At 44.2% G+C, this 26,735-nt stretch carries 26 protein-coding genes; 9 read left to right on the forward strand and 17 right to left on the reverse strand.

The window, feature by feature from the left end; genetic code table 11:
• Positions 1 to 16 precede the first annotated feature (16 nt).
• The 3 genes from AC04MM_RS09540 to AC04MM_RS09550 form a co-directional block, all read right to left on the reverse strand.
• Positions 17 to 655, reverse strand: coding sequence for a fumarylacetoacetate hydrolase family protein (locus tag AC04MM_RS09540; RefSeq protein WP_475380122.1), 639 nt, complete (start codon positions 653 to 655; stop codon positions 17 to 19).
• A 38-nt stretch (positions 656 to 693) separates the two neighbouring features.
• Positions 694 to 2,217 (reverse strand): hypothetical protein, encoded by a 1,524-nt coding sequence (locus AC04MM_RS09545; RefSeq protein WP_475380123.1) that lies wholly within the window; start codon positions 2,215 to 2,217, stop codon positions 694 to 696.
• A 111-nt stretch (positions 2,218 to 2,328) separates the two neighbouring features.
• Positions 2,329 to 2,838 (reverse strand): histidine phosphatase family protein, encoded by a 510-nt coding sequence (locus AC04MM_RS09550; protein WP_475380124.1) that lies wholly within the window; start codon positions 2,836 to 2,838, stop codon positions 2,329 to 2,331.
• A gap of 57 nt (positions 2,839 to 2,895) precedes the next feature.
• Between AC04MM_RS09550 and AC04MM_RS09555 the strand changes: the two genes are divergently transcribed.
• Positions 2,896 to 3,789 carry an Hsp33 family molecular chaperone HslO gene (locus tag AC04MM_RS09555; RefSeq protein WP_475380125.1) on the forward strand — a complete coding sequence of 298 codons (894 nt, stop codon included), beginning with the start codon at positions 2,896 to 2,898 and terminating at the stop codon, positions 3,787 to 3,789.
• A 12-nt stretch (positions 3,790 to 3,801) separates the two neighbouring features.
• Here AC04MM_RS09555 and AC04MM_RS09560 read toward each other — a convergent pair whose 3' ends face one another.
• The 3 genes from AC04MM_RS09560 to AC04MM_RS09570 form a co-directional block, all read right to left on the reverse strand.
• Positions 3,802 to 4,269, reverse strand: a complete 468-nt coding sequence (locus tag AC04MM_RS09560; protein WP_475380126.1) for a hypothetical protein — start codon at positions 4,267 to 4,269, stop codon at positions 3,802 to 3,804.
• A gap of 26 nt (positions 4,270 to 4,295) precedes the next feature.
• Positions 4,296 to 4,793, reverse strand: a complete 498-nt coding sequence (locus AC04MM_RS09565) for a hypothetical protein (protein ID WP_475380127.1) — start codon at positions 4,791 to 4,793, stop codon at positions 4,296 to 4,298.
• A gap of 76 nt (positions 4,794 to 4,869) precedes the next feature.
• Complete coding sequence (locus AC04MM_RS09570; RefSeq protein WP_475380128.1) at positions 4,870 to 5,424, reverse strand: hypothetical protein; 555 nt, start codon at positions 5,422 to 5,424, stop codon at positions 4,870 to 4,872.
• Between the two features lie 528 nt (positions 5,425 to 5,952).
• On the opposite strand from AC04MM_RS09570, the gene AC04MM_RS09575 reads away from it, so the two are divergent.
• Together AC04MM_RS09575 and AC04MM_RS09580 are read left to right on the forward strand one after the other, a co-directional pair.
• Positions 5,953 to 6,597, forward strand: a complete 645-nt coding sequence (locus AC04MM_RS09575; RefSeq protein ID WP_475380129.1) for a matrixin family metalloprotease — start codon at positions 5,953 to 5,955, stop codon at positions 6,595 to 6,597.
• A gap of 23 nt (positions 6,598 to 6,620) precedes the next feature.
• The gene (locus AC04MM_RS09580) at positions 6,621 to 6,845 is read left to right on the forward strand and encodes a hypothetical protein (RefSeq protein ID WP_475380130.1); all 225 of its coding nucleotides are present in this window, start codon (positions 6,621 to 6,623) and stop codon (positions 6,843 to 6,845) included.
• A gap of 52 nt (positions 6,846 to 6,897) precedes the next feature.
• Here the strand turns inward: AC04MM_RS09580 and AC04MM_RS09585 are convergent, their stop codons facing one another.
• The 4 genes from AC04MM_RS09585 to AC04MM_RS09600 form a co-directional block, all read right to left on the reverse strand.
• Positions 6,898 to 7,611, reverse strand: coding sequence for an Hsp20/alpha crystallin family protein (locus AC04MM_RS09585; protein WP_475380131.1), 714 nt, complete (start codon positions 7,609 to 7,611; stop codon positions 6,898 to 6,900).
• Between the two features lie 81 nt (positions 7,612 to 7,692).
• Complete coding sequence (locus AC04MM_RS09590; protein WP_475380132.1) at positions 7,693 to 7,998, reverse strand: hypothetical protein; 306 nt, start codon at positions 7,996 to 7,998, stop codon at positions 7,693 to 7,695.
• A gap of 38 nt (positions 7,999 to 8,036) precedes the next feature.
• The gene (locus tag AC04MM_RS09595) at positions 8,037 to 8,849 is read right to left on the reverse strand and encodes a hypothetical protein (protein ID WP_475380133.1); all 813 of its coding nucleotides are present in this window, start codon (positions 8,847 to 8,849) and stop codon (positions 8,037 to 8,039) included.
• A gap of 37 nt (positions 8,850 to 8,886) precedes the next feature.
• Entirely contained in the window at positions 8,887 to 9,219 is a 333-nt protein-coding gene (locus AC04MM_RS09600) for a hypothetical protein (RefSeq protein ID WP_475380134.1), read from the reverse strand.
• 144 nt (positions 9,220 to 9,363) lie between these two features.
• Here AC04MM_RS09600 and AC04MM_RS09605 point away from each other — a divergent pair, with 144 nt between their 5' ends.
• Positions 9,364 to 10,344 carry a PBECR2 nuclease fold domain-containing protein gene (locus AC04MM_RS09605; RefSeq protein ID WP_475380135.1) on the forward strand — a complete coding sequence of 327 codons (981 nt, stop codon included), beginning with the start codon at positions 9,364 to 9,366 and terminating at the stop codon, positions 10,342 to 10,344.
• A gap of 71 nt (positions 10,345 to 10,415) precedes the next feature.
• Here AC04MM_RS09605 and AC04MM_RS09610 read toward each other — a convergent pair whose 3' ends face one another.
• The 3 genes from AC04MM_RS09610 to lnt all read right to left on the reverse strand — a co-directional run bounded on the left by AC04MM_RS09610 (position 10,416) and on the right by lnt (position 15,232).
• Complete coding sequence (locus AC04MM_RS09610; RefSeq protein WP_475380136.1) at positions 10,416 to 11,105, reverse strand: hypothetical protein; 690 nt, start codon at positions 11,103 to 11,105, stop codon at positions 10,416 to 10,418.
• Between the two features lie 187 nt (positions 11,106 to 11,292).
• Positions 11,293 to 13,620, reverse strand: coding sequence for an endonuclease MutS2 (locus AC04MM_RS09615; RefSeq protein ID WP_475380137.1), 2,328 nt, complete (start codon positions 13,618 to 13,620; stop codon positions 11,293 to 11,295).
• A complete protein-coding gene (gene lnt / locus AC04MM_RS09620; RefSeq protein ID WP_475380138.1) occupies positions 13,598 to 15,232 on the reverse strand; it encodes an apolipoprotein N-acyltransferase in 1,635 nt (544 codons plus the stop codon). Before lnt ends, AC04MM_RS09615 begins: the two co-directional genes overlap by 23 nt.
• An 18-nt stretch (positions 15,233 to 15,250) precedes the next feature.
• Here lnt and AC04MM_RS09625 point away from each other — a divergent pair, with 18 nt between their 5' ends.
• Positions 15,251 to 16,012, forward strand: a complete 762-nt coding sequence (locus tag AC04MM_RS09625; RefSeq protein WP_475380139.1) for a hypothetical protein — start codon at positions 15,251 to 15,253, stop codon at positions 16,010 to 16,012.
• Here the strand turns inward: AC04MM_RS09625 and AC04MM_RS09630 are convergent.
• The 4 genes from AC04MM_RS09630 to clpS all read right to left on the reverse strand — a co-directional run bounded on the left by AC04MM_RS09630 (position 16,009) and on the right by clpS (position 22,031).
• The gene (locus tag AC04MM_RS09630) at positions 16,009 to 17,427 is read right to left on the reverse strand and encodes a S8 family peptidase (protein ID WP_475380140.1); all 1,419 of its coding nucleotides are present in this window, start codon (positions 17,425 to 17,427) and stop codon (positions 16,009 to 16,011) included. The two genes, AC04MM_RS09625 and AC04MM_RS09630, sit on opposite strands and share 4 nt — an antisense overlap.
• Positions 17,428 to 17,497: 70 nt before the next feature.
• Positions 17,498 to 19,366, reverse strand: coding sequence for a transglycosylase SLT domain-containing protein (locus AC04MM_RS09635; protein WP_475380141.1), 1,869 nt, complete (start codon positions 19,364 to 19,366; stop codon positions 17,498 to 17,500).
• A gap of 10 nt (positions 19,367 to 19,376) precedes the next feature.
• Positions 19,377 to 21,641, reverse strand: a complete 2,265-nt coding sequence (clpA, locus tag AC04MM_RS09640) for an ATP-dependent Clp protease ATP-binding subunit ClpA (protein ID WP_475380142.1) — start codon at positions 21,639 to 21,641, stop codon at positions 19,377 to 19,379.
• Between the two features lie 12 nt (positions 21,642 to 21,653).
• The gene (clpS, locus tag AC04MM_RS09645; protein ID WP_475380143.1) at positions 21,654 to 22,031 is read right to left on the reverse strand and encodes an ATP-dependent Clp protease adapter ClpS; all 378 of its coding nucleotides are present in this window, start codon (positions 22,029 to 22,031) and stop codon (positions 21,654 to 21,656) included.
• 140 nt (positions 22,032 to 22,171) lie between these two features.
• Between clpS and AC04MM_RS09650 the strand changes: the two genes are divergently transcribed.
• The 4 genes from AC04MM_RS09650 to dnaK all read left to right on the forward strand — a co-directional run bounded on the left by AC04MM_RS09650 (position 22,172) and on the right by dnaK (position 26,692).
• A complete protein-coding gene (locus AC04MM_RS09650; RefSeq protein ID WP_475380144.1) occupies positions 22,172 to 22,765 on the forward strand; it encodes a type IV pilin protein in 594 nt (197 codons plus the stop codon).
• 116 nt (positions 22,766 to 22,881) lie between these two features.
• Positions 22,882 to 23,436: a hypothetical protein gene (locus AC04MM_RS09655; protein WP_475380145.1), complete on the forward strand. Its 555-nt coding sequence runs from the start codon at positions 22,882 to 22,884 to the stop codon at positions 23,434 to 23,436.
• Between the two features lie 55 nt (positions 23,437 to 23,491).
• On the forward strand, positions 23,492 to 24,631 hold the full coding sequence (dnaJ, locus tag AC04MM_RS09660; protein ID WP_475380146.1) for a molecular chaperone DnaJ: 1,140 nt from the start codon (positions 23,492 to 23,494) through the stop codon (positions 24,629 to 24,631).
• A 141-nt stretch (positions 24,632 to 24,772) separates the two neighbouring features.
• On the forward strand, positions 24,773 to 26,692 hold the full coding sequence (dnaK, locus tag AC04MM_RS09665) for a molecular chaperone DnaK (RefSeq protein ID WP_475380147.1): 1,920 nt from the start codon (positions 24,773 to 24,775) through the stop codon (positions 26,690 to 26,692).
• Positions 26,693 to 26,735 lie beyond the last annotated feature (43 nt).

Here is a 26,735-nt window from a genome sequence, read left to right on the forward strand (position 1 = left end):
GAGATAATTTTTTACGCTAGTTAACATCCCATTGGCAAACTAAAAGCGGCGCTTGCGAGGAGCGGGTTTTGTCTCTCAAAATAGCCTCTAATTTATCGCCGGATCGAAGCGGCCCAACGCCGGCCGGGGTGCCCGTTAAAAGGACATCATGCGCCGCCACCGGAAAGTGCGCCTTAACATATTTTAAAAGCGTTTCTGGGCTAAAAATCATGTCCGCAGCATCGCCTCGTTGTTTAGTTTCGTTATTAATTTTTAGTTCGATCTGAAGTGATTCAAGATTAGGCACAGAGGCTACTTCCAGCCATGGCCCCAGAGGGCAAGAATCAGTAAACGATTTAGCTAAGGTCCACGGCAGGCCATTTTTTTTGGCATCGGCCTGGGCATCGCGTGCTGTCAAATCAAGCGCCAGTGTAAAGTGGGAAAACTGTAAATCTTCGTTAAGCCAGAAGGCGATCTCTAATTCGTGGTGGATTTCTTTAGACCAAGCGGGGAGATGGATGACACTGCCCGAAGAGATGGTGGTGCCAGATTTTAGAAAGATCACAGGATTGGCGGGAACGTCAGCTTTCATTTCTTTGGCATGATCAGCGTAGTTTCTGCCTGCGGCCCAAACATTTCTGACAAGATGTTGATGGAAAATGTTTTTCTCACTCATCCGTCTACTTTATTTGGGCCTGTAACGAAAGCGCAATCTTATTTTTGCGCCTCTTCGATTTTATCTTTTTTAGAGCGATCACGGTTAACAAAGTTACGCATCGCTTTATCTAATTGCATGTTGAAATCGAAATCGCCACTAATGCCCGGCTTTTTCTTCATGTCTTTAAGAAAGTTTACGTAATCAGCGTTGGTTAAAAAAGTCAGCGGCGGATGCTTTGATGTTTTGGTCATCGGGCCTTCGTTAAAGCGCAGGCCTGCAGCTGCGTGGCAACCTAAGCAAGACCCGTTTATGTTATCAACCGGGCCATTTAAGCGGGTGTTGTTCGCATCTAACTCAGGCGGTAAGGCTTCGCCTAATTTTACGCGGCTGATGATGTGATTGTTTCTGGCGCCATTGAAGATATGCGACTGCCCCTGGTCAAGACCGAATTGTAGACCTACCGGGCGCATATATTTTAATGGCTCCGGAATATCCATATCTGCTAGGTGTTCATTTTTATGATTCGGATCGAAATAATAAGTTAACATGACCCAATTTTTTAAAGCGGGAATTGTGCCTTTAAGGCGGGAATCTTTTAATGAAATATCAATTTGCACTAAGGCGGCATTTGATAATTTGCGAAGGCTTTCGTCTTTTGCCGTCTTGCCATCGTCTTGGCGGGCGTGGCTAACGTGTACCCACCAGTTATACGCCTTTAAATCGCCAGAACTGGCTGTCCATTGGCCGCGCATCTGGTTTTCCCAGTCAGGCATGGTGTTAAATAATAATTTGAACGCCAAACCGCCATCCTGTGTGATGAACTGCGGACGCATTTCGGTGATTTGTGGAAGCATGCTGTTTTTCTCATGGAAGAATTCAGCGTAACCATCACAGACTGGTTTGTTGAAAAATGAAATACCCCAGGTCACGGCATCTTCAGTCATTTCAACATCGCGGGGCACGTTGTATACGTGCGTGGTTCTGATAGGAAATTCTTTCGTTAAACCGTGAATGGCTTCGCGGCCTTTTTCAGTGACATTAAGCCACGGTGTGTGGCACCAGGTGCGGTAGCTATTTGATCTAAAGTGGCTGTCATACTGGGTTTTTCCTTTAGTTTTGTCCGCATCAAACCAGCCTTCAAAAATGTAACGTTGAAGCATGTGCGCCAGCTTTTCGGCGTCTTGTTTGTTTGTGACATCTAAGTTTTGTTCAATCCATGGCATTTCTTTAATGTTATTGCGCGCACGTTTTATGGCTTTCTTAGCCAGGGTTCCTGGATTTTCTTTGAATTTAAAAAGCGGATCATAGGGTTGCAAATTTAAAGCTTTTGCTTTGGCTAAATCATCCGGACACATTAAAGGAGTGATGACTTTTTCTGAGTTGCGGCTAATTTTTGTTGGGTTTAGTACGTCTAATACAACAAAACCATTTTGAAAATTGTCAGTGGGGTAATTGACAGTGCCACAGCCTTCACCTTCGGCTTTTGCATTTGGTGTACGCTGCTTTTCAGCCGTTGTACAGCCAAGGACAAACAAAAGACCCATCAAAGAAACTGCGCTAGTTGCTTTTAAAATTCTCATTTGATTTTTTCCTTATACCTTAAATTTTACGCAATGAAATCAATGACACAAAGGCCGGATTTTTTTGCAGCCAATCCTTGGTCCAGTCAGTGTTTGCAATGCATGAGAAAATCAGGCGTTGGCAGCGCCACGGGATTTATAATGCCAGATGCCGTCGTCACCGATGTGAAATTCGATATACTGGGCCGGCGACCAGCCCGCAAATTCGTAAGAATTTAGATTTCTATCGCAATCAATCACGGTCATGGCCTCTTCGACCCAGTCGTAGTGGGTGCAGGCATAAACAACCTGATTTTTATTTTCAGGTTGGGCGGCAAGGTAAGTATAAAGATTTACTAATTTTTGTACACGTGCGCGAAACACCTGGGCGGTGTCGTTGGATTCGCGCAGGTTTAATTCTGTTCTGATTTCGTGCTTTGGTTTGTAGGTTTCGATTAAAGCTGCGAGTGTTTCTTTGGTTCTGATTTTATCTGAGTATAAACAAACAGTAGGAGCCGGAAGTGATTTTTCCTGCACCATTTTTAATAGTTGCCGTGCTTGTTCATGGCCTTTGGCGCTTAAATTCGGGTTGTCAGGGGGTTCCATCGATTTATGGCCGTGGCGTAATAAAATGAAAATCATGTGTTAATCCTGCTATTAACTTGAGAACAAGTCACGAATTTGCTAAGTTAAACCGTTATGTCAAAGATTCATCGCTACTGCTCAAATGATTTCACTGTTCGTATGGCCGCCGTTGATGCAACCCTTGTTGTGCAAGAGATGCAGATGCTGCAAAACACATTGCCCATTGCGACAGTTGGTGTTGGTAAAGCCATGACCGGTGCGCTGTTAATGGCGGCGCAGTTAAAAGAAAAACAACAGGTGGGTCTTTTGTTTCGCGGTAATGGCTCGATAAAATCGATTTATGCCGAAGCCGACTTTGAAGGTAACGTGCGGGCCTTTACCCCGCACCCGCAGTACGAACCACAAAGTTACGCTAACGGCTTATCGGTGGCCGAAGCTTTAGGCTCGGGAACTTTAAGTGTCGCCCGCCACCAGCCGTTTCAAAAACAACCGTTTCACGGGACCGTAAGTTTAGTAAGCGGTGAGATCGCTGAAGATATCGCGCACTACCTGCACCAGTCACACCAGATCCGTTCAGTTGTGTCTCTGGGTATTTACCTTGATGAGTACGGTAAATGTATCAAAGCCGGCGGCGTAATTATCGAAGTTATGCCTGGTGTAGATGAAAAAGTTGTAAGTGCTATTGAAGCCAACGCTAAAATCATGCAGCCAAGTGTTTCTAAGATCCTAATGGAAGGCGGAAAACCGTTTGATCTGGTTGAACCGTTTATGCTGGGTATTCCGTTTACCGAATTAGATCATCCGTTTGAAGCTAAGTACTTTTGTCCATGCAGCAAAGACCGTGTAAAAGGTGCTCTCGAGATTTTAGGCGTGGCTGAGCTGCAAGACATCATCGACAAAAACGAAGAACAAGAAGTCGTCTGTCAGATGTGCGGTAAACCGTATTTAATTACGATTGCGGAAGTGGCTGAAATTAAAGACTTACTTTATAAAAACTCGATGCACTAAAAACGCCTGGCTTTACGGATATATGCCGCAGGCCAGAGCTAATCCTGATTCGCTTTGTTCGTTTTCGATAGCGACCAATACTAAAATTTTTCCCCGTGGTTCAAAAGTAAAAAAGCTATTAGCCGGAGCTACGGCTGAGCCTGCCAGCACTAATTCTTTGGCGGCTGGCTGAAATATTAAAAACTGATTACCTTTGGCGTTGAACGGGATTTTTTTGCCTTTGGCCGTCGGGTCATCGACCATTACCGCTACCGGATCTGAGAAGTCTTTACAGTCACCTTTGCGGTAAACCAAGATAGCGTAGTTCTGATTTTTTTCTTCGACCGTTAATTTATATTTAACTTCGGTGCGTGTGTCTTCGGTAACTGTAACAATGGCAGACGCCTTAGAATTAAAGATCGGCTTTAACTGAATTAAATCTGCAAATGCTGAAGTGCCGTAGACCAGTGAAGCTGTAAAAAATAATGATAAAGCGCGCATAGTTCCTCTAGGCTTAATTCTAACGATTATGGATGTATCCCGCAAGCAACGCCTACGCCGTTAGGCTTGTTGTTGGCGTCGGTTTCTTCGACAACCAGGACTTTGTTTTTAAAGTCGATGTTGGTTATCGGATGGCCGCTGGCTGCGCCAGAGCGCAGTTTGTGATTGGTGAACGTGTGAGGAGGTAAGGGTGTGTCCAGTTGTTTCTGTTCGAATGCCCCCCATTCCATGTGAATGAGCGCGTTTTTAAACTGCCAGTCAAAAGGAGCGGTTACCCCGTCTTTGTCAGTCGATAGAGGAATCACGGGCGAGGAGTAGCTTTGGCAGTTTCCCTGTTCATAGACGACCACCGCATAGCCCTGTTTAACTGTCGTGTGGTCAAGCTGGTAATAAATCTGCCCCTGAGAACTATGAATTGTGATTTCACCGCCGACTTTATGATGGCCAAGTGGCGTTAAAAAGACCTGGTCAGCCTGGACTGAAAGCAAAAAAAGCAGAGCAGAAATGAATACGAACGATCGCATGATTCCCCCAAAGTTCTATTTTATAGAAATAGATAAATCGTTGCGACTTTTTCGGGGGATATCTCAAATTAAGACACTATTGTTTGACTGAAGCCTGTTTGTTACGAAGCTCTGCTTTGCAGATCGTCACCTTTTCTTCGTACTCATCCTGACGGCTGATAAGTTTTGTTTTATAGCCGCGAAATCTCTGGATACGGTCGACTAAAAATTCTTCGGTTACAGCCACTAATTTTTTTTGTTCATCGATACCTATTTTAAAATCGTCTTCTTTGTCGGTGATGCGCTCTAAAGGCTCGGTCCACATTAATTTGCCGTCACCGCCGTAGCGTGGGTCAGTTAACTGGATTTTGCATTCGCGTAGGACGCCATATAAACCTAAAGATCCGAATTTACGGTTACCATAAACACGGTCTTCTAACTCATAAACTTCGTACTGAATTTTTCTAAGCTCTTCGTTGAGTGAAACTTTTTTCTGAAAAACTGCATTGCCATCTTTTACGCCGATGGCACTTTCTTGATTTATCTGATTTTGATGTTCAAGCTTGGTGTTGATGTCTTCAACTTTGTTAGGGTTCGTTTTACAAGATGCTAAAACCGATGTGGCAACCAGAGCTAATAATAGTGTTCTCACGGGAACTCCTTTGATGTGATATTATTTTAGTGAGTCGCTGGTAAAAATGCACAGACAATCACCATCATACTCGGCGTTAATCTGTTGTATTAAAAATACTTATGCGAAAACGCGGAGCTGGTGGCTCGGAGTTTTCTTCCGAATCCAGCGAAGGATAAATTGGGATGGGTAGGGTTCGCTCCAATGGTCTCCACGACTGTGGATGGGAGCGGGCTTGTTGTACTTATCCATATAGCAAGGGCCTTGCCAATTTTCTCATAATGAGATTTTCTAGTTTAATCATATAGTTACATGACTGGTGCCATGTTGGAACTTTCTGTTCCTGATATCAGGCTCGCAGCGGATAAAAACTGGGAGCAAAACGAAGCCGCCTGTTCGGTGGCAGGGGTTGCACCACAGCCTGCCCCCTTTTTGGGCTGCCCCTGTTATCGTTTTTTGTCAAAGGGCGGTAAGGATCTCAGTTTGATACACTCAGATCGATTATAGGCGATCAAACTTGGTCGAATTGTTGAAACAATGTGTTTTGACATGAATATTAAGATTATCATTCGCTTTATTATGTTCGTTTTATTAGGTGCTGCGGTTACTTCGTGTGCACCTAAAAAATCAGAAGACTGCGGCTTTGTACAAAACGTGTATGGCCAACGTATTTCATGGAAAACCACTGCACCTATTCAACTATATATAGGTACAAGCGTTCCTGCTGAGTTAAGACCGGCGATCTATCGTGCTGCGGCAACGTGGGAGCAGTCGACGGGCCGTAAAGTCTTTGAAGTTATTGAAGAAAATTCTTCACAGTCTTCATCTCCAGGTCGAGATAAGAAAAATGGTATTTACTTTTTATCGCAATGGGAGTCAGATAGAAAGTCTGAGCAAGGTCGCACGTCAGTCTACTGGGCTGGAGATGAGATTCAAGAAGCTGATATTCGTATCAATTCTCAAGATTTTTCGTACTACGATCAGAACAGAACACAACAGGTAAAAGCGGTAAGTAACAACACTTCGGCGGGTTATAACTTCGAAGCGCTTGTGCTGCATGAGCTAGGTCACTTTTTGGGCCTAAAACATCGTGAAAACGGTGGCACAGTTATGGCTAAAGAGCTTGGGGCGTATACGGATAGAATCAAATTGTCTTCAAACGACGTAGAATCTGTTCAGTGTGAGTATAAATAAAGAAGTTTAAAGAGAGATAAAAAATGAAAACGGTAAATACAACGAACTTAAATGAAATCATCAACCCACAAGCTGAAACTGCGGTTACTATCGAGTTAAATATGCCGGTTTACAATGAGCTAAATGATCAGACGCAAGGCTCAGTAAATGTATTAGCGATGATTAATGAACAATTTAAGCAGATCCACGAAATGAATAAACGCCGTTCTTTGCTTTTAAAAGAAGTGTCTGGGTATTTGGTAAAATAACTTTAATTGAAAAATTTAGATAAAAAAAGAGAGCTTTTAGCTCTCTTTTTTTTTAGCTTTCTTCGTCGAAGCGAAGAGCTTCTAATTTAGGGATAAAGAATTTTACATAATCACCCTGGCGCTCGCGGGTCATGCCCTCAGAAGCGACCGGGCGTTCAAACTTAAACTCTTCATGGAAAGTCTGAAAGTTATTAGTGCTCATTTTTTTTATACCATCTTCAACCGAATCCTGAAACTTTCTTTTGCCGGATAAAGTTGCGCGGTTGTTGGCGACCGACATTCTGATGTTATCTTTTTCGTGTTCCGGAGCGTAGGCTTCGATCACATAACCGTCGTTGTTTTCAGACACGCGGCTACCGCGGTCTTGAACTTTGTAGAACTGATCGGTTTCCTGGGTTACGTAGTTTTGTACCATAGGCGCTGGTTTTTCCACCATGATCGAACGGTTGTTGCGATTTGATGCCTGGTTTACTTCCTGGCCATTGCTGTCTTTAGCTTGGCCTTTACGGTTATACGTCGCAGCTTTAGCTTCGGCACGTTCGGCTTTCATGGCTTCGTTTTCTTCCTGAGCTTCGTACTTGATATGATTGATTGCGGCTGCAGAATCATTATCAATTTCTTTGCTCAGTTCCTGGTACTTAGCTTTAAGCTCTTTCATTTCTTCGCGCTGAGCTTCAGCGAGCTGCTTTTTCTTGTCAGCTTTTTCCTGTTGAACCATTTGAATGTTTTCTTGCGATACTCTTCGTGTATGAATTGCGTCTGCCATAGCTAAAATAATAACAAAGCTTGTCGCAAAATAAGACGGGCAAAAAGTCTAGATTTGTCTACTATTGTGTCGAAGACGCATCTATTGTGGCGGGTCTGTCGGTGGCGGAGCGGGTTCGGCCGCAGTGGTTTGTGCCGGTGTTCTTTTCTCAGGTTGTGCACAGTGGGGTTTAAAGTCGCGGGTAGCGCCTTTACAGCGCCAGGTCTGGGTGTACTGGATAATTTCATCCTGTTTTAGCGGATAGAAAGTTACCCATTGATCCGGGTCTAAGGTCGAATCGAACTGTTTATTGGCCCCGGTTTTTGTGTTGGTAATCATCAGCGTGAATACGCGGTATTCAGCTAAGACGTTTGAAGCCAGTAAAAAAACAAAAAGGAAAGTTTTCACTTTCCTTTTATCGGTTTACTGGTGATTCAATTTGAGTCTTATTTTTTTACGGCTTTAACTTTCTGATCCATCGCTTTGCGCAGCTCTTTTACTTTAGCGCCGATTATGCGGTGGTTTTTATCCGCGATACTGGTGTTAACCAGTACAAAGTCGATATAAGGAAGAATGGTTTTGACGTTGTCTGCCGAAACGCCAGAAGCCGCACCCATCGGGTGGTTGCCGATCACCGAGCGGGCATTAATCGCGCGGCTCGGATCAGTGGCTACACCGGTTTTAGGGCCTGTGATTACGATACCATCCACCCAGCCCATGGCCTGTAAAGCAGAACGCTCGATGGTTTTAGTTGGATCAACTGGGGTTGAGTACTTCATATGGATACCGCTGACGTAAAACACATCGGACGGCTTTAAAGCATCAATAGCGTGCAGACTGGTTTCAGGGGCTTCTTTGATCAGATCCACACCCGAAAAATCTGTCCAAGCGATTTGTAAGTTATGTTTTTTTGCTAATTCAAAGGTTTCTTTGTAGGTCATCAGTTTTTCGTCAGGGCCTAAAAGATTTACGCCGAAGGTTTTATCCGGGTATTTGGCTTTGATGGCTTTTAAAGCCTCGTCTAATTTTTTGTAGTCATTGGTTTCCCAGACAATAGCGTCAGCTCCGTTATTAAAAGCTTCTTCGCAGTCTTTGTAGTAATCATCCAAAGTCGCATTTACGTAGCCGACCACCCAGATCTGTTTTTTAGTACCGAATTTTTGCGTGAAAAAATCTCTGCGAGTTTGATAAGTCGATGCTTCCATGGTCTGCGAGTATAGAGCTATTACAGCGAATATAGAAATAAATACTTTTTTCATGGGTAAAGTCTCCTTGCGAAAAAAAAGGGGGGAGTAATTAGTGCGATGTATGTTTTTTGTTTGAACGCATATTGTTTTCGATAATGTAGAAGTAAGCACGGATCAGGCGTTCTTGATCCTCAGGGCTTAGTTGTCTTACAAAATCCTGCTTGTCGGTTAAACTTTTAAACTGGAGCAGTTTTAGCAGATCGTCTTGAATGCGTTTTAAATTTTCAGCCTGAAAAAAATCATCTTCTGAAAAAGCCTTTTGAAAAACATCAGCAATTTTTTTGTTGTCAAAAAGTAAATGAACGCCCAATTGTGATTGATCTAAAATTCCTTTTAGATTCTTGATCTGATCGTCATTTAAATAAACTTCTACTTTAGACAAATTTTTGGATTCCTTGCTTAGCTCAAAGCCTACTAAGCCCCAAGAGAGTTTCAATCAGAATCGATTGACTTTGTAAGTCATTCGATTTCTGCTTAGAGCTAAGAGTCTTTAGATGCTATATTTTTGTTAGGAAAAGGATAAAGTATGAGCAAAGTTGCCAGTAAATTGAACAATAAGTTAAGTAAAAAAATTGGCTCCGGTGCTGGCAGCAAAAGTAAGCAGATTAAAATCAAGGTCAAATCCAAGCTTGGCAAAAAGAAATCGCAGAAAAAAGTAAAAGCTAAAGCCAATAAGGCTGCAAAAAAAATCCAGGATAAAGAGTTAATCGTCATCGACGAATCACAGGGTCTGATTTTTGAAAACGATAAAACGCTTTTTGGCTATTTCTCTGAACAGATCAAAGCTATGGAAGACCGTTATGCAAAACACTACGCGCCTTCACGCGATTTTAACGAAGCCGAAATCGATGCCAAAGAAAATTGGTTAGAATCCACGCTGGATGATCCGGATGAAATCTGGATCGATACTGAAACTTCTCCTGAAGTTCCGCTCTACACTTTGATTAAAGCAATCGACGACCCTGAAGAGCCGTTTATCTACGTGGCCGTGGTGTATTTAAATGCCGAAGAAAAATACCCAAGTTTTGTTTTTATCCATTTTGCAACCAAAGACACGCAGCTGGCTGAAACATTTCGCCAGAAAGAAATCATATATCACCGCAAACTTGAGGCTATTCAGTTTGCGGCTATCGAAGGTGATTCGTTGTTAGAGGGCGATCATTTGGCTATCGGGCTGTTAGAGTCGATGATGAAACTGCGTAATGAAAAAGATGTGCCTGCAGAAAAATTTCAGGACTTCGCAGAACAACGTGAAGATACGATCAATAACCCTGATGAAATCTGGCGCAAGGTTGATTCAGAAGGGCACACCCTGGTTACATTCATCCGCGATATCAGCGAATTTAAAGCTGATCACTGGTACATCGTTGTCACCGAAGAAGATCCAAACACCGAGGTACATTCGCTATTATTCTCATTTCCGACTAATGACAGCACCTTAGCTGACCGTTACCGTCAGGGTGAAAACTTAGAAGCTGAAGAAGTTTCACAAGAGAGCTCCCACTAAAAGTACAAAGCCAGAGTTTGGGGGATAACTCTGGCTTCGTTTGGGGGCTTAGTTTGTTTGGGACCTGGGGACTAGAAACAAGTTGCTTGGTAGTATTTTACAAAGTCTGTTGCGGTCCATGCTGATACATCTGTTGTAGCCAGTGGGTGTAAGTCTCTTAAGATTTGGGCGCGGGCCGAACCGTCGGCGTTGTAAGCATAGTCAGCTGGTACACCTAAGAACTGTGGGATTAAGATATTTTGTTGGGCCACGACTGAACCAGAAGAGCTGTAAACCACGGCTTTTAATACCTGGTAGATGCCATCAGCGTCATCTAAGTTGATATAATAGCCCTTAGAAGTGGTTACTGTTGAAGCTGTAATACCGTCACGGGTTGAATCATCAACATTGCCAGATGATAAAACATAACGGGTTACATCTAATGGCGTTTGGTCTAAAGAAGCCGAAGAACCGGTAACTCTCCATTTAAAGAAGCGGATCGTATTACCTGCAGCTGTTGCCGCAGTCGATAAACGGTTAAATTTGATTTTTACCAAGCTGTTATTGATGGTGCCGTTTGAATTTTTAACGGCAGTGATATTTACAGACATATCGGAACCAACGGCTTTTTGGCATGAAGTAACAATTTTGTTGCCGGCATTTTCAACCGTCGATGACTGAACGATCGTTGTCGTTGTTGCTTGAGATGATTTTTTAGAACCACAAGATGTTAAAGTTACGATTGAAGCGGCTAAGATTAAAGTCGTTGTTAAAATTTTCATATATCCCCCGATATGTTGAAAGTTTGTTGTTACAAACCTATAAAGCAAGCACGGGGCCATATCTCAGTCTGAGACCGCGTGCCGGGGATTGTTATTATGCAGCTAAAAACGAAATTCTCACTCTGAGAATCCTGCGTTAAGTCGGATTGAGACGTACGGTGAATTACGGCACCCGCTGTCACATAAGTTACAGGCCAAGCTCTACCCAGGTGATGCCATCGCCACCCGTATCAGCGGTGCCGGCTTTCCATTTTTTTACATAAACAGAACGGGATAGGTAGGTGCGGATCGCTTTTTTAAGTGATTCGGTGCCGTGGCCGTGGATAACCTTAAGCCGTTCTTCCTTTTGGACAGAGGCGCGGTCTAAGGCGATCTCAAGTTCTGATAAAGCGCTATCGACGGTTTTACCTCTGAGGTCAACGGTCCTGTCTTCATCGTGAAAAGAAACCTGAACACTTGAGTTGCGTTGGGCCAGTTGGCTGGTCGGGTTGGCAAATTTATGTGCCGGTTTTAAATCCTGCCAGTGCAGCTGAAGGCGGATTGATTGCGATAGAATCATCACTTCGCCTTTGGCATTTGGCAGTGACTGCACGATGCCGTCCTGATTTAAACTTGTAACAAACACTTTTGAACCCGGCGGAAACTTTTTACCGAACTCTTGCGCCGATTGCACAGCGCTCACCTGAACAGTCTGGTTACCTTTAACGATTTCAGGTAAGTTGTATTTAATATCCTGTAATTGGCGGTGCTTGTTTAAAGTCGCTGCGGCCTTTGCTGACTGAATGGCGTCTTCAACTTTAACCGAAGCTTTTTTGATCGTTTTTTCTAATTCGTTTTCTTTCTGGCGTTCGAATTGCTGGATTTGCGCTTCTAATGATAAACGTTTTTGTTCAACACCTTTAAGTTCTTTTTTAAGTTTGTCCTGAAGGTTGGCGATATCTTTTTTTAAAGATTCGATTTCTTCAAGCTGTGAAAGCTTTTTTTGTGCCAGCGGTGATAGGTTCTCGGTGGCTTTAGCGATAATCTTTTGGTCAACGCCGACACGCTTGGCTGTTAGTAAGGCCAGCGAATCCCCGGGAATACCCGGTAAGAAGTGGTAGGTGGGTTTTCCCGAAGTTGAGTCGTATTCTAAGCTTCCGTTGACCACGACATCGTCCGGCTTCCAACCGGTTTTAAGCGGGCTTAAATGCGAGGTGATAATCGCAAAAACTTTTTGCTCGGCATAGGCTTCGATAAACGAGCGCGCTAAAGCGCTGCCTTCTTCAGGATCGGTCGATCCGCAGATCTCATCGACCAGGATTAAATTTTCAGAACCTTTAAGTTTTAAAGCCTGATCTAAAGTTTTTAAGTGAGCGGCAAATGTACTTAAGTCTTCGTCTACACTTTGTGAATCACCGATGCCGGTGCAGATTTCTTTAAAAAACGGAAGGCTCGAGCTGCGGTCGGCACAGATCGGAAACCCACAGCGTGCCATCTGCGCCGCTAAACCGATTGATTTAAGTAATACGGTTTTACCGCCGGCATTCGGGCCGGATAAAATCAGAATCGATTTTTCAGGGGTTAAGCTTACGGAATTTGAAATAACCGTACGGCCTGTCATTTTTAACAGAGGGTGATAAAGCTCGCGAAGATCAACTCTGTCGTTCGTAAAGCGGCAAGGTTTGGCTCCTAGCTGAATAGTTAACTGTGCTTTCGCGAGTAAAATATCCGCAAGCAACATTTCTTTTTCGGTTTTTTCAAAGCCGGCTTTTTGTGTGCTTAAGTAATTTGAAATCTCAACTAACAGCCGTTCGATCTCTTCTTCGATTTCAACTTCGATCTGGCGTAGGCGGTTATTTAACGGAATTACAGCTTCCGGTTCGATATACACAGTTTGTTTAGATTGCGATGCTGCGTGCACGACACCCGGAACAAAGTGCTGCATGCCGCCTTTGACTGGAATAACCCAGCGGCCTTCACGGGTTGTGACAAATTTTTCCTGCAACATGTGTTCGATCTGGTGGTCTTTGACCAGTCGGTCCATCTGAGACTGAATCTGGCGGGCTAAAGAGTCTTTTTCTTTTGAGAGGCGAAATAATTTTTCAGACGCATCCATGCGGATATCGCAAGACGGTGTGATTAAATTATCGATTGCTGAAAGCGGCTCTTCGGCGTGCATAAGTTTATCATGCAGATCTACGGCCCAGGCATTACCTTGTTCTTTTAAGGCCTCTTTAAGTGCAATCACTTCTAAACAGAAGTGACGGATATCTTTTAATTCAAGTGGTTTTAACACGGCGTTTTTACGAACGCGCGTCATCCACGTGGCAAAAAGGTCTAAACTTTCCATGTGTGGGCGGATACCGCCGGATAAAATTCCGGTGGCGCATTCGATTTCATAAAAACTTTTTTCTGCCTGTTCCGCAGAAGCCAGTGGTTTAATCGCACCGATAATCGTTTTGCCCTGTTCTGATGTGGCAAAAGCCGCGGTTTTGTCTAAAATTTCTGACCAATCAAGATTTTTGATGACGAGCACGATGCCCCCTCTGAAGAATGAATAGCAAACCCAAGACCCATAGCGCCCAGTCCCAGTAGCCGTACTTGGTGTAAAAAGTAAGATTAGTATTTTTGCGGTAAGGTACCGTGAAGGTGTGAACCCATTTCTGGTAAATCGGAGACTGATCTAAAATATCGCCGTTGGATAGAATCACTGTGCTAATACCGGTATTGGTTGCACGTATTAACGGTCTGCGGTTTTCAAGGCCACGCGCTAAGGTCATGATCATATGTTGATACGGTTCGGCCCAGTCACCAAACCAGGAATCGTTGGTCACGTTAAAAAAGATATCCGCACCGATAGTTGCAAGGCCGCGGGAAAAACCAGGGTTTAAAGATTCGTAACAAATCTGCGGGCCAAGCATTAAATCACCTGAGGGGAGCGGCATGGCTTTTCTGACCGGGCCGGGGCCACGTTCATAAACGCCGACAAACGGAAAGAGTTTGTATAAAAACGGCGCTTCTTTACCAAATGGCATGTATTCGCCAAACACTAACAGATCGGTTTTATAATAAGGAGCCGTCACTTCGCCCTGGCCGTTTAAAAAGAAGACTGAATTGCGGATAATTAAATTACCCATATGGTCACGCTTGTAGGTGTCCTGTGAGTAGGCGCCGGTGACCAGATTTTTATTCCAGGTTCTGATGCGGTTTAACACGTTCTGTTGATAAGCTCTTGAGTGGTAGGCTTTGTCTAAAGCGATCGGTAACGCCGTCTCCGGCCAGATGATCAGGTCGGTTTCGTTATTTACGCGCGCTAATTCCTGTTCGGTCAGTTTAAAGTATGAATCAAAAACATAAGGCACGTAATCATAGCCTTTTTCAGATTGCAGCTTTTCTTCGTTAGAAATATTGGCCTGAACCAAGGTGACTTTCATTTGGCTGTCGGTTTGGCTGAAGTGCTGATGTTTTTGTTTGCCTGTTACCCATAAGACCAACGTGACCACCAGGGTAGCGCCGATGGCGATCAGGCTTTTGCGTTTTTGTGTCTGAAAGTTGGATAGGCAGTAGTACAGCACCGCCTGGAAGACAAATATCAACGCCGATAATCCCCAAAAACCAACCGTGTCTGCCCATTGGGCGAACGGCGAGTTAATCCATAACAGTGTATAGCCTAAATTCCATTCAAAAATACTTGGCCAAAAACGCTCAAACAGGATGTGCACAAAAGCCAACGTGAAGATAAAGGCCGTAGGCTTTAAGGCGAACTTGCGCTTTAAGTAAGTGGCCGCAGTCAGTGCGGCCGGAATGTACAGGTGTATAAAAGCTGCAAACAGGATCACTGCCGCTAGGCTCAGTGGCACATTGAGGTGGCCGAATTCGCGGGCAGTAAAGTAGATCCAGTTAAAGCCCAGAAGGGTTAACGTAAATTGTGAAATCCAGCCCAAAAAGAAAATAAATTTTAATGATTTGCTTTCAGACGCCTTTACCGTGGCCCACCAGAGCGGGAGATAACAAAAGGCAATGGCCCATGGCGGGTAGGGAATGTAAGAAGTTCCAACCAGTACACCAGTAAGCAGTGCTAAGAAGCCTAAAAAATAAATGCTTGGATTTTTACAATTCCGCTTGAAAACTTCGCTGATATTAGCCATCCTTAATACAGGTAGCATATGAATGTAGAATTAGCAGCCGAAATTCGATTCCGTTGTCCACACTGTCAAAAGTTATTTTGTACGGATCAGACAGCTTTTGAGGGTCTGAGCGCAAGCGCTCAGGGCGCTGATTTTCAATGCACTGATTGCCAAAAAGACTTTGTTTTAACTAAACAGACTCTGGCATCGGGTCTTTACGAGACCCTTGAAATGCGTAAGCCGCAATTTTCTAACTGCCCTAAATGTTCGACCTTAAAACCTATCGGACAGGATGAGTGCCCGCACTGCGGGGTTCTTGAATCTAAGTTTACTGAACTGCAAAAAGTCGAAAACCCGCGATTGTTTCAGTTAAATAAAGCTTGGGAGACGATCTTAAAAGATATTACGGTTGAGGCTTCTCACCATGTGTTTTTGGATCAGGCGCAGAAACAGTCGGCATTAAACTTTGCTGCGCAAAAATACAACGATCTGAAAAAAATTATGGGTGAAGACCCGTTAATTGAAAAGTATCTCAAACAGATCGAACACCGTTTAGAAGCGCACGTGCAGTCGCAATTAATGAAGACACGCACAGAAGCACCGGAAGCGCAGCAGTCGCTTTTAGCGAGCGGCCGTCTTTTTATTTTTGCTGCACTTTTTGGAACCTTTATTTTGATCTTAAATAAAATTAAGCCGATGTTCCCGAACTTAACGGGTTTGGTCGTGGCAATGACTGTTCTGTCATACGGACTGTGGTTTTTAACTCGTCCCACAGCCGGCGGTAAAAATAGTAAAAATTAATTTTCAGGTAATTCGTTGGTTTTAGTACCTAAACGTTCAGGTGCAGGCTTGATCGCGGGCTTTTTATTTTTCTGGCCCATCACTTTTAATAAATCCTGGCCAAAACCGGCAATCTGGTCAACTTGCTGGCGGTTACCGACATTCGGGTCGTTGCCTTGAGCCGCTTTTCCTGACGAGAAAAAGCTTCGATCCATCGTATCTAAGAATTTGATTCCGGAAATTCCCGTAGTTTTTTCCAAGATCGTAAGAGATTTAAACAGGTTTAACTGGCGGGCTGTACGGGTTTTGTTGGCCAGTGACTGTGATGAATCACCGGTCGCTAAGATGAACTTTTTAACTTCGGTGGCATTGTGGTAAAGTTCTTTGTTGGCCATAACCAAAACGGCGGCACCGGTGACAAAGGCTGTGGCCTGCGAAGTTCCGGTCATTAAACCGTACGAGCTGTTTGGTAAGCACGATAAAATAGTCTGGCCCGGGGCTGCGATATCGACAGTTTCAGTTCCGTAGTTTGATGAAGATAAAACTTCAGTCGTTGGGTCAATCGCTGTGACCGAAATAATATTATCTAGATTATAATCGGCCGGGTAGTAATGATGTTCATCAGAGTTTGAGCGTTCGTTACCGGCAGCAGCGACAAATAAGATATTTTGTTTTGCGGCAGCGGCGACGGCCTCATATTCTTCTTTCGAGTACTCAGTACCACCACCCGAGTAGTTGATGATATGTGCGCCCATTTTGACCGCGTAGTTGATCGACTGGATGGTGTTTTTTAAGTTGTCGGTGTTGGGCACTTTCGGGTCGTAATATTTTAAAATCATTAAACTGACTTCCGGAGAAATACCGCTGATGCCCTTTTTGTTTCCCGCTTCAGCACCGATGATGCCGGCGATATGGGTTCCGTGACCGTGGTTGTCATCTAGCCTGTTATTGTTGGATACGAAGTTCCAGCCATACACGTCGTCAACGTAGCCGTTACCGTCATCGTCAATGCCATTAGTGGCTTTGTTTCTGCCTCTGGCATCTTTGCCGGATTCACCCGGATTCTGCCATAAATTATTTTTTAAATCTTCGTGGTTAATATCAATACCGGTATCGATCACTGCAACGATAACTTTTTTGCTGCCTTTTGTAATTGACCACGCACGGGCCGCATCAGATTTTTTTAAGCCCCAGGCCTGTTTGATTGCCGGGTCATTAAATAATGCCGAGGGTTCGTTCGGAACCTGTGTTGATGAATCAACAACGGTACCTAATTCTAACGTTCTGTTATCGATTTTTTTGATTTTTGATTTCTGTGATTGCGCTGTGCGCTCGGGGCTCGGGTTTTGTTTCTGCTTCCAGAAATAATATCCACCCAGCGAACAACAGAACACCACAAAAGAACCAATAACAGCATTAAAGAATTTATTATCCATAATGTGTTTATCGGTACACCGGCAGCCAAATCTTAAGAATTCGGCTGTCTTATTTTGAGATTAAACGGGCCTAGTTTTGCGTGGCCACGTCAGGCGAAAGAACGGACGGAGCACCGGTAAAGGCGTCGGTTTTTTTGATAAATTTCTCGGGAAAGCCGGTTTCTTTGGCCGGGGCTTCGATGCGATCGTAAAACAGATGGTTGCGGGCGATGATTTTTACATACAGTCTGGTTTCGTCGTAGGGGATCTCTTCGATAAAATCAACAATATCGAATTTAGGGCGGTAGCGGTTTTTAATCCAACGGGCCACGGCATTTGGTCCAGCATTGTAAGCGGCGGCAACTAACGCATACTGATCTTTCTGTTTTTTTACCTGCTCGGACAATTCGTAACTGCCGATTTTGATATTGATCTGCGGGTTGTATAGATCTTCAGGTTTTTTGTAGTCGACTTTGTGCTTGCGCGCTAAGTGTTTGGCTAATGGTGGGATAACCTGCATTAATCCTAAGGCGTTGGCACCGCTGCGTGAGTTTATATTAAAAGCTGATTCCTGGCGCATGATGGAAAAAATCAAACTTGTAGGAAGACCTGTGACATTTGCCATTTCTTTAACTTCGCTCTCCCATAAGCGCGGAAAGAGTAAGTGTGACTTTTTAACGATGATATCCTGTTTTTGTTCAACCGGAAGTTTGGCAAAGGCGATAAACAGCGGTAAAAAACGCTGGCCACGGCTGGCCAGCTCAAGACCAAGCTGGGTGAGTTGTTCCGGTTTATCGGTTAAGGCCAAAGCCGTGCGCTCGGCCAGGTCGATTTCTTCGTGCTGAAGAAGGGCATTGAAGAGGTCTTTTTGTTTGGGCTGTAAGAACGATAGTGATTTGTCGAAGTTAAATTTATCAGTGGCCTTTAGCGTGTTGAAAGCCGGAATTTTAAGTTGCAATTCATCGTAAGCTAGAAGTGAATAGTAGCTGTAAAAATCCTCTTGGGTCATGGCTGTCCAGATTTTTCTGGCTTCATCTTTTTTATCTAAGCGCACCAAACAGCGGGCCAGGAAAAAATTAGCGCGTGATTTTTCAGCGATATCTAAAGTTTCAAGTGCTAAACCTTTCATGGCCTCAGCAGCTTTCTCCCACTCTTCAGATTTGTAAAGTACCCAAGCCTTGGTCCACAGGATTTTCTCGCGGGTGATGGCCGGATTTTTTGATGGGCCCTTTTTTAATTCTTCTAACAGGCTCTCGTAATACAGCAGGGCTTCGGTAAGTTTTCCTTCATCTTCTTTCACTTTACCCAACAGATACGAAATCTCGCTTAAGTTTTGCTGTAGTGGTTTAAGGTCAACCACTGCGGCTGTTAACAATCTATTGGCTTTAACAAAATCATTTTCAGAATAATGGTGACGGCCCAAGTTAAGTGTGGCCTCTAAGTAAAGCTCTTGGTGTTTGCTGTTCTTGGGATCTTTTTTGAACGTTTTAAGAGCCAGGGCATGAAAGTCTTTTAGTACTTTAAGTGAATCATTGCGACGGTTGTTCGAGCGGTATTTGGCGCGCAATTGTTTCATAAGGCCCATTTTTTCAATGGCATTTTTTTCTTTACGGATTTGAGACCTTAAACTGTCAATCGAAGCTGTTTCTGTCTGCGCAACTTGCACCGGAGCCGAGGCTGCCGCGGCCGGAAGAATTAAAATATTGGCTTCAGCGATTTCCTGCATAAAGATTTTGCGCTCAAAATCAGAAACCGATTTCATATCAAATTTAAAACCCGGACATTTTTTAATGCCGCGGATACCGGCCAGTGAATTTAAGGCAAAGTCTTTATCGTTGGCCGCGGTCATGAGCTGGGCACAGCTCATATCTTTAACTTTGGTAAAGCCCAAAAGCTGCGCATGGCTGCAGGCAAAAAAGAATGGAATCAACAGAGAAACTTTTTTTATCATCGAAATCATGGTGTTCATCCTAAGCGTAATGAAATTCTAAAAGTTTGTTGTTAGCTGAAAAGCTTACGGTGATTTTACCGCCGTTTTTAAGTTTGCCGAATAAAAGCTCGTCGATGATTCTGGATTTAACAAGTTCATCGATTTTTCGGTGCAGCGGTCGGGCGCCGTACACCGGGTCGTAGCCGCGTTCGGCGATGTGGGTCACTACGGCATCGTCAAAGATAAAATCAACTTTTTTTGCGGCTAAAGTGTGTTTTAATTCGGTTAAAAACTTATCGACAATATTTTTAACCAAATCTAAGGTCAGGCCGTTAAAATATATAATTTTATCTAAACGGTTAATAAACTCAGGCGAGAAGGTTTTTTTAATCGCTTCAGAGCTGACTGAGCCCGGGTTAGCATGGCCCAAGCCGATATTGCCGCGGGCCACATCAGCTGCCCCGGCATTTGAGGTCATAACCAGAATACAGTTTTTGAAATCAACGGTGCGGCCGTTACCGTCAGTGAGTCGCCCGCCATCCATAATCTGTAACAGGATATTATAAATATCCGGGTGGGCTTTTTCGATTTCGTCGAGCAGGATTAAAGAATACGGGCTTTTTGAAACCGCTTCCGTCAGTTGGCCACCTTGTTCGAAACCGACATAGCCGGGAGGAGCGCCGACTAAGCGTGAGATCGCGTGCTTTTCCATGTATTCACTCATGTCAAAGCGCTGGTAGTTAACCCCTAAGATGCGCGCCAGCTGTTTACACACTTCGGTTTTACCGACACCGGTTGGGCCGGCAAATAAAAAAGAACCCCACGGCTTTTCTTTGGTCTCTAATCCGCTTCTGGCAAATTTAATCGCCTGGGTTAAAGCGGTGATGGCATCGTCCTGACCGAAAATAAGGGATTTAAGTTTAATGTCGAGATCTTTAAGCTGTGACAAATCATCAGAAGTAAGTTGGGTGGTCGGTACACCCGAAATTTTTGAAATAATCGCCGCAACGTCAGCGGTATCGACAGTTTTCTGTTTTTTTAGTTTCGTCGTCGAACCCACTTCATCCATGATATCAATCGCTTTATCCGGAAGTTTTGCCGATGTCAGGTATTTAACCGACAGTTCCACACAGGCGCGTACTGCTTCAGGGGTATAAGTCACATCATGAAATTTTTCGTACTGCGGTTTTAAGGATTCTAAAATCTGAACCGTGTCATCGACGGTGGGCTCTTTGATATCGATTCTCTGAAAGCGGCGGTTAAGGCCGCGGTCTTTTTCAAAATGCTGGCGGTATTCCTGAAACGTGGTGGCACCGATGCAAGAGATTTCGCCTTTAGAAAGTGCTGGTTTTAATAAGTTGGCCGCATCCATTGAAGAACCCGACGTCGATCCGGCCCCGACGATATTGTGAATCTCGTCAATAAACAGGATGATGTTCGGATCGGCCTTGGCTTCTTTTAAAATATTTTTTAATCGTCCTTCGAAGTCGCCGCGGTATTTCGCTCCGGCCAAGAGTGAGCCGACATCAACAGAGTAAATCGTTTTATTCTGTAAGAAATCCGGCACCTGACCAAGATTGATCTTTTCGGCCAGGCCTTCTACGATCGCAGTTTTACCCACACCGCTATCGCCGATAATCAGCGGATTATTTTTTTGCCGGCGCCCTAAGGTCTGAATCATTTTTTCGATAATGTCCTGGCGTCCGATAAGCGGATCTTTTTTGCCGCTTTTGGCGTATTCATTTAAATTAATGGCAAAATCTTCCAGTGCGGTAGCTTTTTTGTCAGCCGCATTTGCAGAATAGGTGTCGCCGGAATTCGCGGTTGGTTCAGTTCCGGTTGTAGAGCTGGCAGAAAGTTCGTGGCTCACCACGGAAATAACGTCGAACTGGGTTAGTCCCATTTTTTGTAGGACAAAACAGGCTTTGGATTTTTTTTCATCAAACACCGCAATAAAAACCGAAAGTTCATTGATCTCGGTGCGTCCGGCATTTTGCATCTGCAGCGCTGCGCGCTCAAACGCCCGGTGAACAGAAACGGTAAGTTGCGCCTTCCATTCGCTGGCATCGCCTTCAGTGAATGTTTTTTTCTGTTCTTCGGTCAGAGTTTCGTTCTTGCTGATATAGGTGTTTAATTCTTTTTTGATTTCGGCGACATTCACTCCCAGTTTGTCGCAGACCTCAATCACCTGGGGGGCTTCAAGCAGGCAGTACGTGAAGTGTTCGAGTGTCACGAACTCGTGCGATTTTTTGGTCGCCAGATCGATCGCTTTACCTAATCTTTTATCAAGTTCTTTTGAGATCATAGCACCCAGCCTTTATTTATCTTCTTCTACTATTGATTTTAGCGGGTATTTGTTGCTTTTAGCAAACTGGTTCACCTGCAGGGCCTTGGTTTCGGCCACTTCGAAATTGTAGATGCCAGCTACACCAGAACCCTGTTTATGCACGTCGAGCATGATTTTTTCAGCTGAACGATCGTCGTGTTTAAAAAAAGTTTTAAGCACGTACACGACAAAATCCATCGGTGTGTAATCGTCGTTTAAAAGTATAACCTTATACAGGTTTGGCTCTTCAGTTTCGACCGCGTCCAGTAAATCAATACCGGTTGCAGAGTCATGTTTACCGCCACTGTCGTTTTGTCCAGTTAGGTGAATTTTGTATTTCTCAGAGTGAAACGTGTTTGTTTGATACATAATTATTTATTCTAGTGAAGGTCTTGTTAAAATCAACCGACAAAATGAATATCAATACTTGTCAACGACATCGAATGTTATAATAATTTATGGGTGTGTCGTTAACTTATATTAACAATCCAAAAGGGGACAAATTCTATATGAAAAACACTGGGACGTTAAATCAAAAAGGTTTCTCGCTAGTCGAGCTAATGATCGTTGTTGCGATCATCGGTTTATTAGCGGCTGTGGGTGTGCCACAGTATCAAAAATTCCAAGCGCGTGCTCGTCAGGGTGAGGCGAAATCTTCATTATCTGCACTTTATGCGTCTGAGCAATCGTTTTACGGTGAGTGGAATCAATACTCTTCGAATTTAAGTAATATCGGTTTCGGTGTGACTGGTACAGCGCTACGTTATGTTGTCGGTTTTCAGGCCGCATGCGCTCCATACGATATTGCTTCAGGTGCTCCTCCACAAACAGCTGGTGCTGAGTTTTCACATTTAGCTACCGTGTGCCGTAATAATGCGGCGACTTGGAAAACGGCAACTGGTACTTCAGCGGCTTGTACGCCTTACTACCAAACTACTTTAGCTGGTACAACTTCGACATGTTCGAATGCAGCTGGTGCAGCGGCATTCCGTGCTATCGCCGTGGGTAACCCGAATAACACGATTGCCAATGCAACGCCGTTAGACGGTTGGACAATTGACCAAGTAAAACGTATCACCAACTCTACGCCTGGTATCCGCTAGTAGTAATGTTTGTTAAAATTTCTTTAGGAATTTTAGTTTTAATAACGTGGCTTTCGAGCCACGTTTTTTTTTCGAAAAGCTATAATCGCTTCGAAGAGCCTTATATCGCGCCGCCGATGGCAATCCGGCATTTAACCGCGGGCTTTCAAATCCAAACCGCCGACTCACTTTGGATTCGTGCTATTCAGGATTTTGATCACTGCAGTAAAAAAATTAGTGAAAATCTTTGCGAAGGCAATTCGTGGTTAGCTTCAGTATTGGATTTAGCCAGTACCTTGGATTCGCGCCTAGAACCCAGTATGTACCAAACCGGTGGTTTGGCCTTGTCGGTGCTGGTCAGTGATGTTGAAGGGGCGGCAAAATTTTTTGGCCGGGGGACGCGCGTATATCCTAATAACTGGCAACTGATTTATGGCGCAGCCTATCACGCACTGTATGAAGAAAAAGATAAGAAAAAAGCCGCCAAACTCTATTTGCGCGCTTTTGAAAATGGCGCTCCGGATTGGACGCAGGTTTTAGCGGCTCGTTTGGCCTCAGATGAGGGCGACAGCGAATTTGCCACCCGGGTGCTGGAAGATATGATTGCTCAAAACCAGGACGAAAAACTCATAAATCGCTTAAAATCTAAACTGCAAGAAGCGAAAGCGCAGAACCAAACCTCAAAGCAGTAAAAATCTCACCGTTCCATTCTTGACGGCGGCTTAAAAGACCTCCTATTTTAATGCGATGTCTACAAAGCGCGATTACTATGAAATTCTGAATGTCGAGCGTAACGCTGATGGCGATACGATCAAAAAAGCCTATCGTAAATTGGCGATGCAATATCATCCGGATCGCAACCCCGGAGATAAAGAAGCTGAAAATAAATTCAAAGAAGCTGCAGAAGCCTATGAAATTTTAAGCTCTCCCGAGAAAAAAGCGCAGTACGACCGTTTCGGCCACCAGGCCTTTCAAGGCGGCATGGCCGGCGGCGGTTTCGGTGGCGGTGGCTTTCATGACATCAACGATATTTTTTCGCAGTTTGGTGATGTGTTCGGTGATTTTTTCGGCGGTGGCGGCGGGAGTCCGTTCGGCCAGGCCAGAGGTGGTAAGCCACGTGGCCCGCGCAAAGGTTCTGATCTGCGCTACATCACCGAAGTTGATTTAGCTTCGGTGCTAACTGACGGCGAAAAGCAGATTGAATTTGAAACCGAAGAGCACTGTTCAGACTGTAATGGTTCGGGCGCTGCAAAAGGCTCAACCGCAGTGACTTGTAAAGTGTGTAAAGGCCAGGGCCAGGTGATCCGCCAGCAGGGATTTTTCACTATGGCAACGACGTGTTCGGTCTGTAACGGTGCTGGTGAAGTGATCGAAAATCCGTGCAAAACTTGCCAGGGCAAAGGCCGTTCGAAAATTAAACGTAAGATCAAAGTGAGCATTCCGGCCGGTGTTGATAACGGCACCCGCTTGCGAATTCAGGGTGAAGGCGAAGGCGGCTATAAAGGTGGCTCAGCCGGTGATCTGTTTGTTGAAATCAGAGTCAAAGAGCACGATGTTTATGAACGTGAAGGCGATCATTTGTTTGCTGATTTAGACATCGCTTTTGAACAGTTCATGTTAGGTGGCGAAATCAAAGTCGATGGTTTAGACGGTGAAATTGAAGTTGAAATTCCGCGCGGGGCACAGCCTGGTGACCAGATTAAAGTTGCGGGCCGTGGTGTACCGTCTCTTCGTGGGTCACGTCGGGGCGATTTGCATTTCACCCTGCACCCGGAATTCCCTAAAAAGATATCGTCTGAAGAAGAGGCTTTGCTGAGACAGTTGGCAGAGTTGCGTAAAATCAAGGTTAGCGGCGAAAAAAAGGGCTTTTTTGGCCGTAAGAAATAGTCAAAAAGTCGCTAAAAATTAGCTTTTTGGCGGCTTGACGATGTCCGAACCGGACACACATTAATAGAGACTTAATTTAATTAAAAATAGGGGAGAAGGATTGGCCGGTCGGTCGTCCAACCCGTTAGGGAGAATTCAGTTATGGGAAAAATTATCGGTATTGACTTAGGTACGACAAACTCTTGCGTAGCTATCATGGAAGGCGGCGAGCCGAAAGTTCTAGTGAACGAAGAAGGCGCTCGTACAACTCCTTCAGTTGTTGCTTTCACCAAAGACGGCGACCGTTTAGTGGGCCAAATCGCTAAACGCCAGGCAGTTACAAATCCAGAAAACACAATTTACTCGGCGAAACGTTTTATCGGTCGTCGTTTTGAAGAAGTGCAATCAGAATTAAAATTAATTCCGTACACCGTAGAATCTAAAAACGGTGGCGCGGATACAGCGTTTAAAATTCAGGGCGGCAAATCAGCTTCTCCTGAAGAAATCGGTGCAGCGGTTTTAGCAAAACTAAAAAAAGTTGCTGAAGACTACTTAGGTTCTGAAGTCACAGATGCAGTTATCACTGTTCCTGCTTACTTTAACGATGCGCAAAGACAGGCGACTAAAGATGCCGGCCGTATCGCTGGCTTAAACGTTCGCCGTATCATCAACGAACCAACAGCAGCGGCACTGGCGTACGGATTAGATAAAAAGAAAGATCAAAAAATTGCTATCTACGATTTCGGTGGCGGTACATTCGATATCTCTATCCTAGAAGTGGGTGACGGTGTTGTTGAAGTTAAATCAACAAACGGTGATACACACTTAGGTGGTGATAACTTTGACGTGATCATTTTAGAATGGTTAATCACTGAATTTAAAAAAGACCAAGGTATCGATCTTAAAAACGATAAAATGGCCTTACAACGTCTTAAAGAGGCGGCTGAAAAAGCTAAGATCGAACTATCGTCAGCGCAAGAATCAGATATTAATCTTCCGTTCATCACGGCAGATCAGTCTGGTCCTAAGCACTTACAGATGAAATTAACACGCGCTAAATTCGATCAAATGACTGAAGATTTAGTGAAACGTTCGATCGAGCCATGCAAAAAAGCTTTGGCAGATGCAGGTCTTTCAACATCACAAATCGACGAAGTGGTTTTAGTGGGTGGTTCGACACGTATCCCTTCAATCCAAAAAGCTGTAAAAGACTTTTTCGGTAAAGAGCCAAACAGAACCGTTAACCCGGATGAGGTTGTGGCACTAGGTGCTGCGGTTCAGGGTGGTGTATTAGCCGGAGATGTTAAAGACGTATTACTATTAGACGTAACACCGTTATCACTTGGTATTGAAACAATGGGTGGCGTTATGACGACTCTTATCGAGCGTAACACGACGATCCCTTCGAAAAAATCTCAGGTGTTCTCAACAGCTGCGGATAATCAGCCTGGTGTTGATATCCACGTGTTGCAAGGTGAGCGTAAAATGGCTTCAGATAATAAATCACTAGGACGATTCGAGTTAACAGGAATCGCGCCGGCGCCAAGAGGCATGCCGCAAATCGAAGTGACTTTTGATATTGATGCCAACGGTATCTTACACGTATCAGCGGTTGATAAAGCGACTAATAAATCGCAACAGATCAAAATCACGGCGCAATCTGGTTTATCTGAAGAAGAGATCAAAAAAGCCGTGAAAGAAGCAGAAATGCAGGCTGACGCCGATAAAGAAAAAGCTGAAGCAGCTCAGTCACGCAATAATTTAGATAACTTAATTTACCAAACTGAAAAGTTAGTGAATGAGAACAAAGATAAATTAGGTGCAGACGCTGATACAGTTAAGGCTGCCGTTGATGAAGCTAAAAAAGTTTTTGAAAATAAAACTGCTTCTACAGCTGAATTAAAAGCGGCTTTTGAAAAACTGCAAACATCATCACACAAAGTGACTGAGGCTTTATATAAAGCAGGTGCAGCACAAGGTGGCGGTGACGGTTCTGGTGGTGGCGCTCAGGGCGGAGCTTCTGGTGACGCTAAAAAAGACGGCGACGATGTGATCGACGCTGACTTTAAAGACGTCAACTAAAGGTGTCAGGCCTTTTTTGCCATAATTAAAATGCTTATTAAAA

This window comes from Bdellovibrio sp. SBM16, assembly GCF_056175625.1.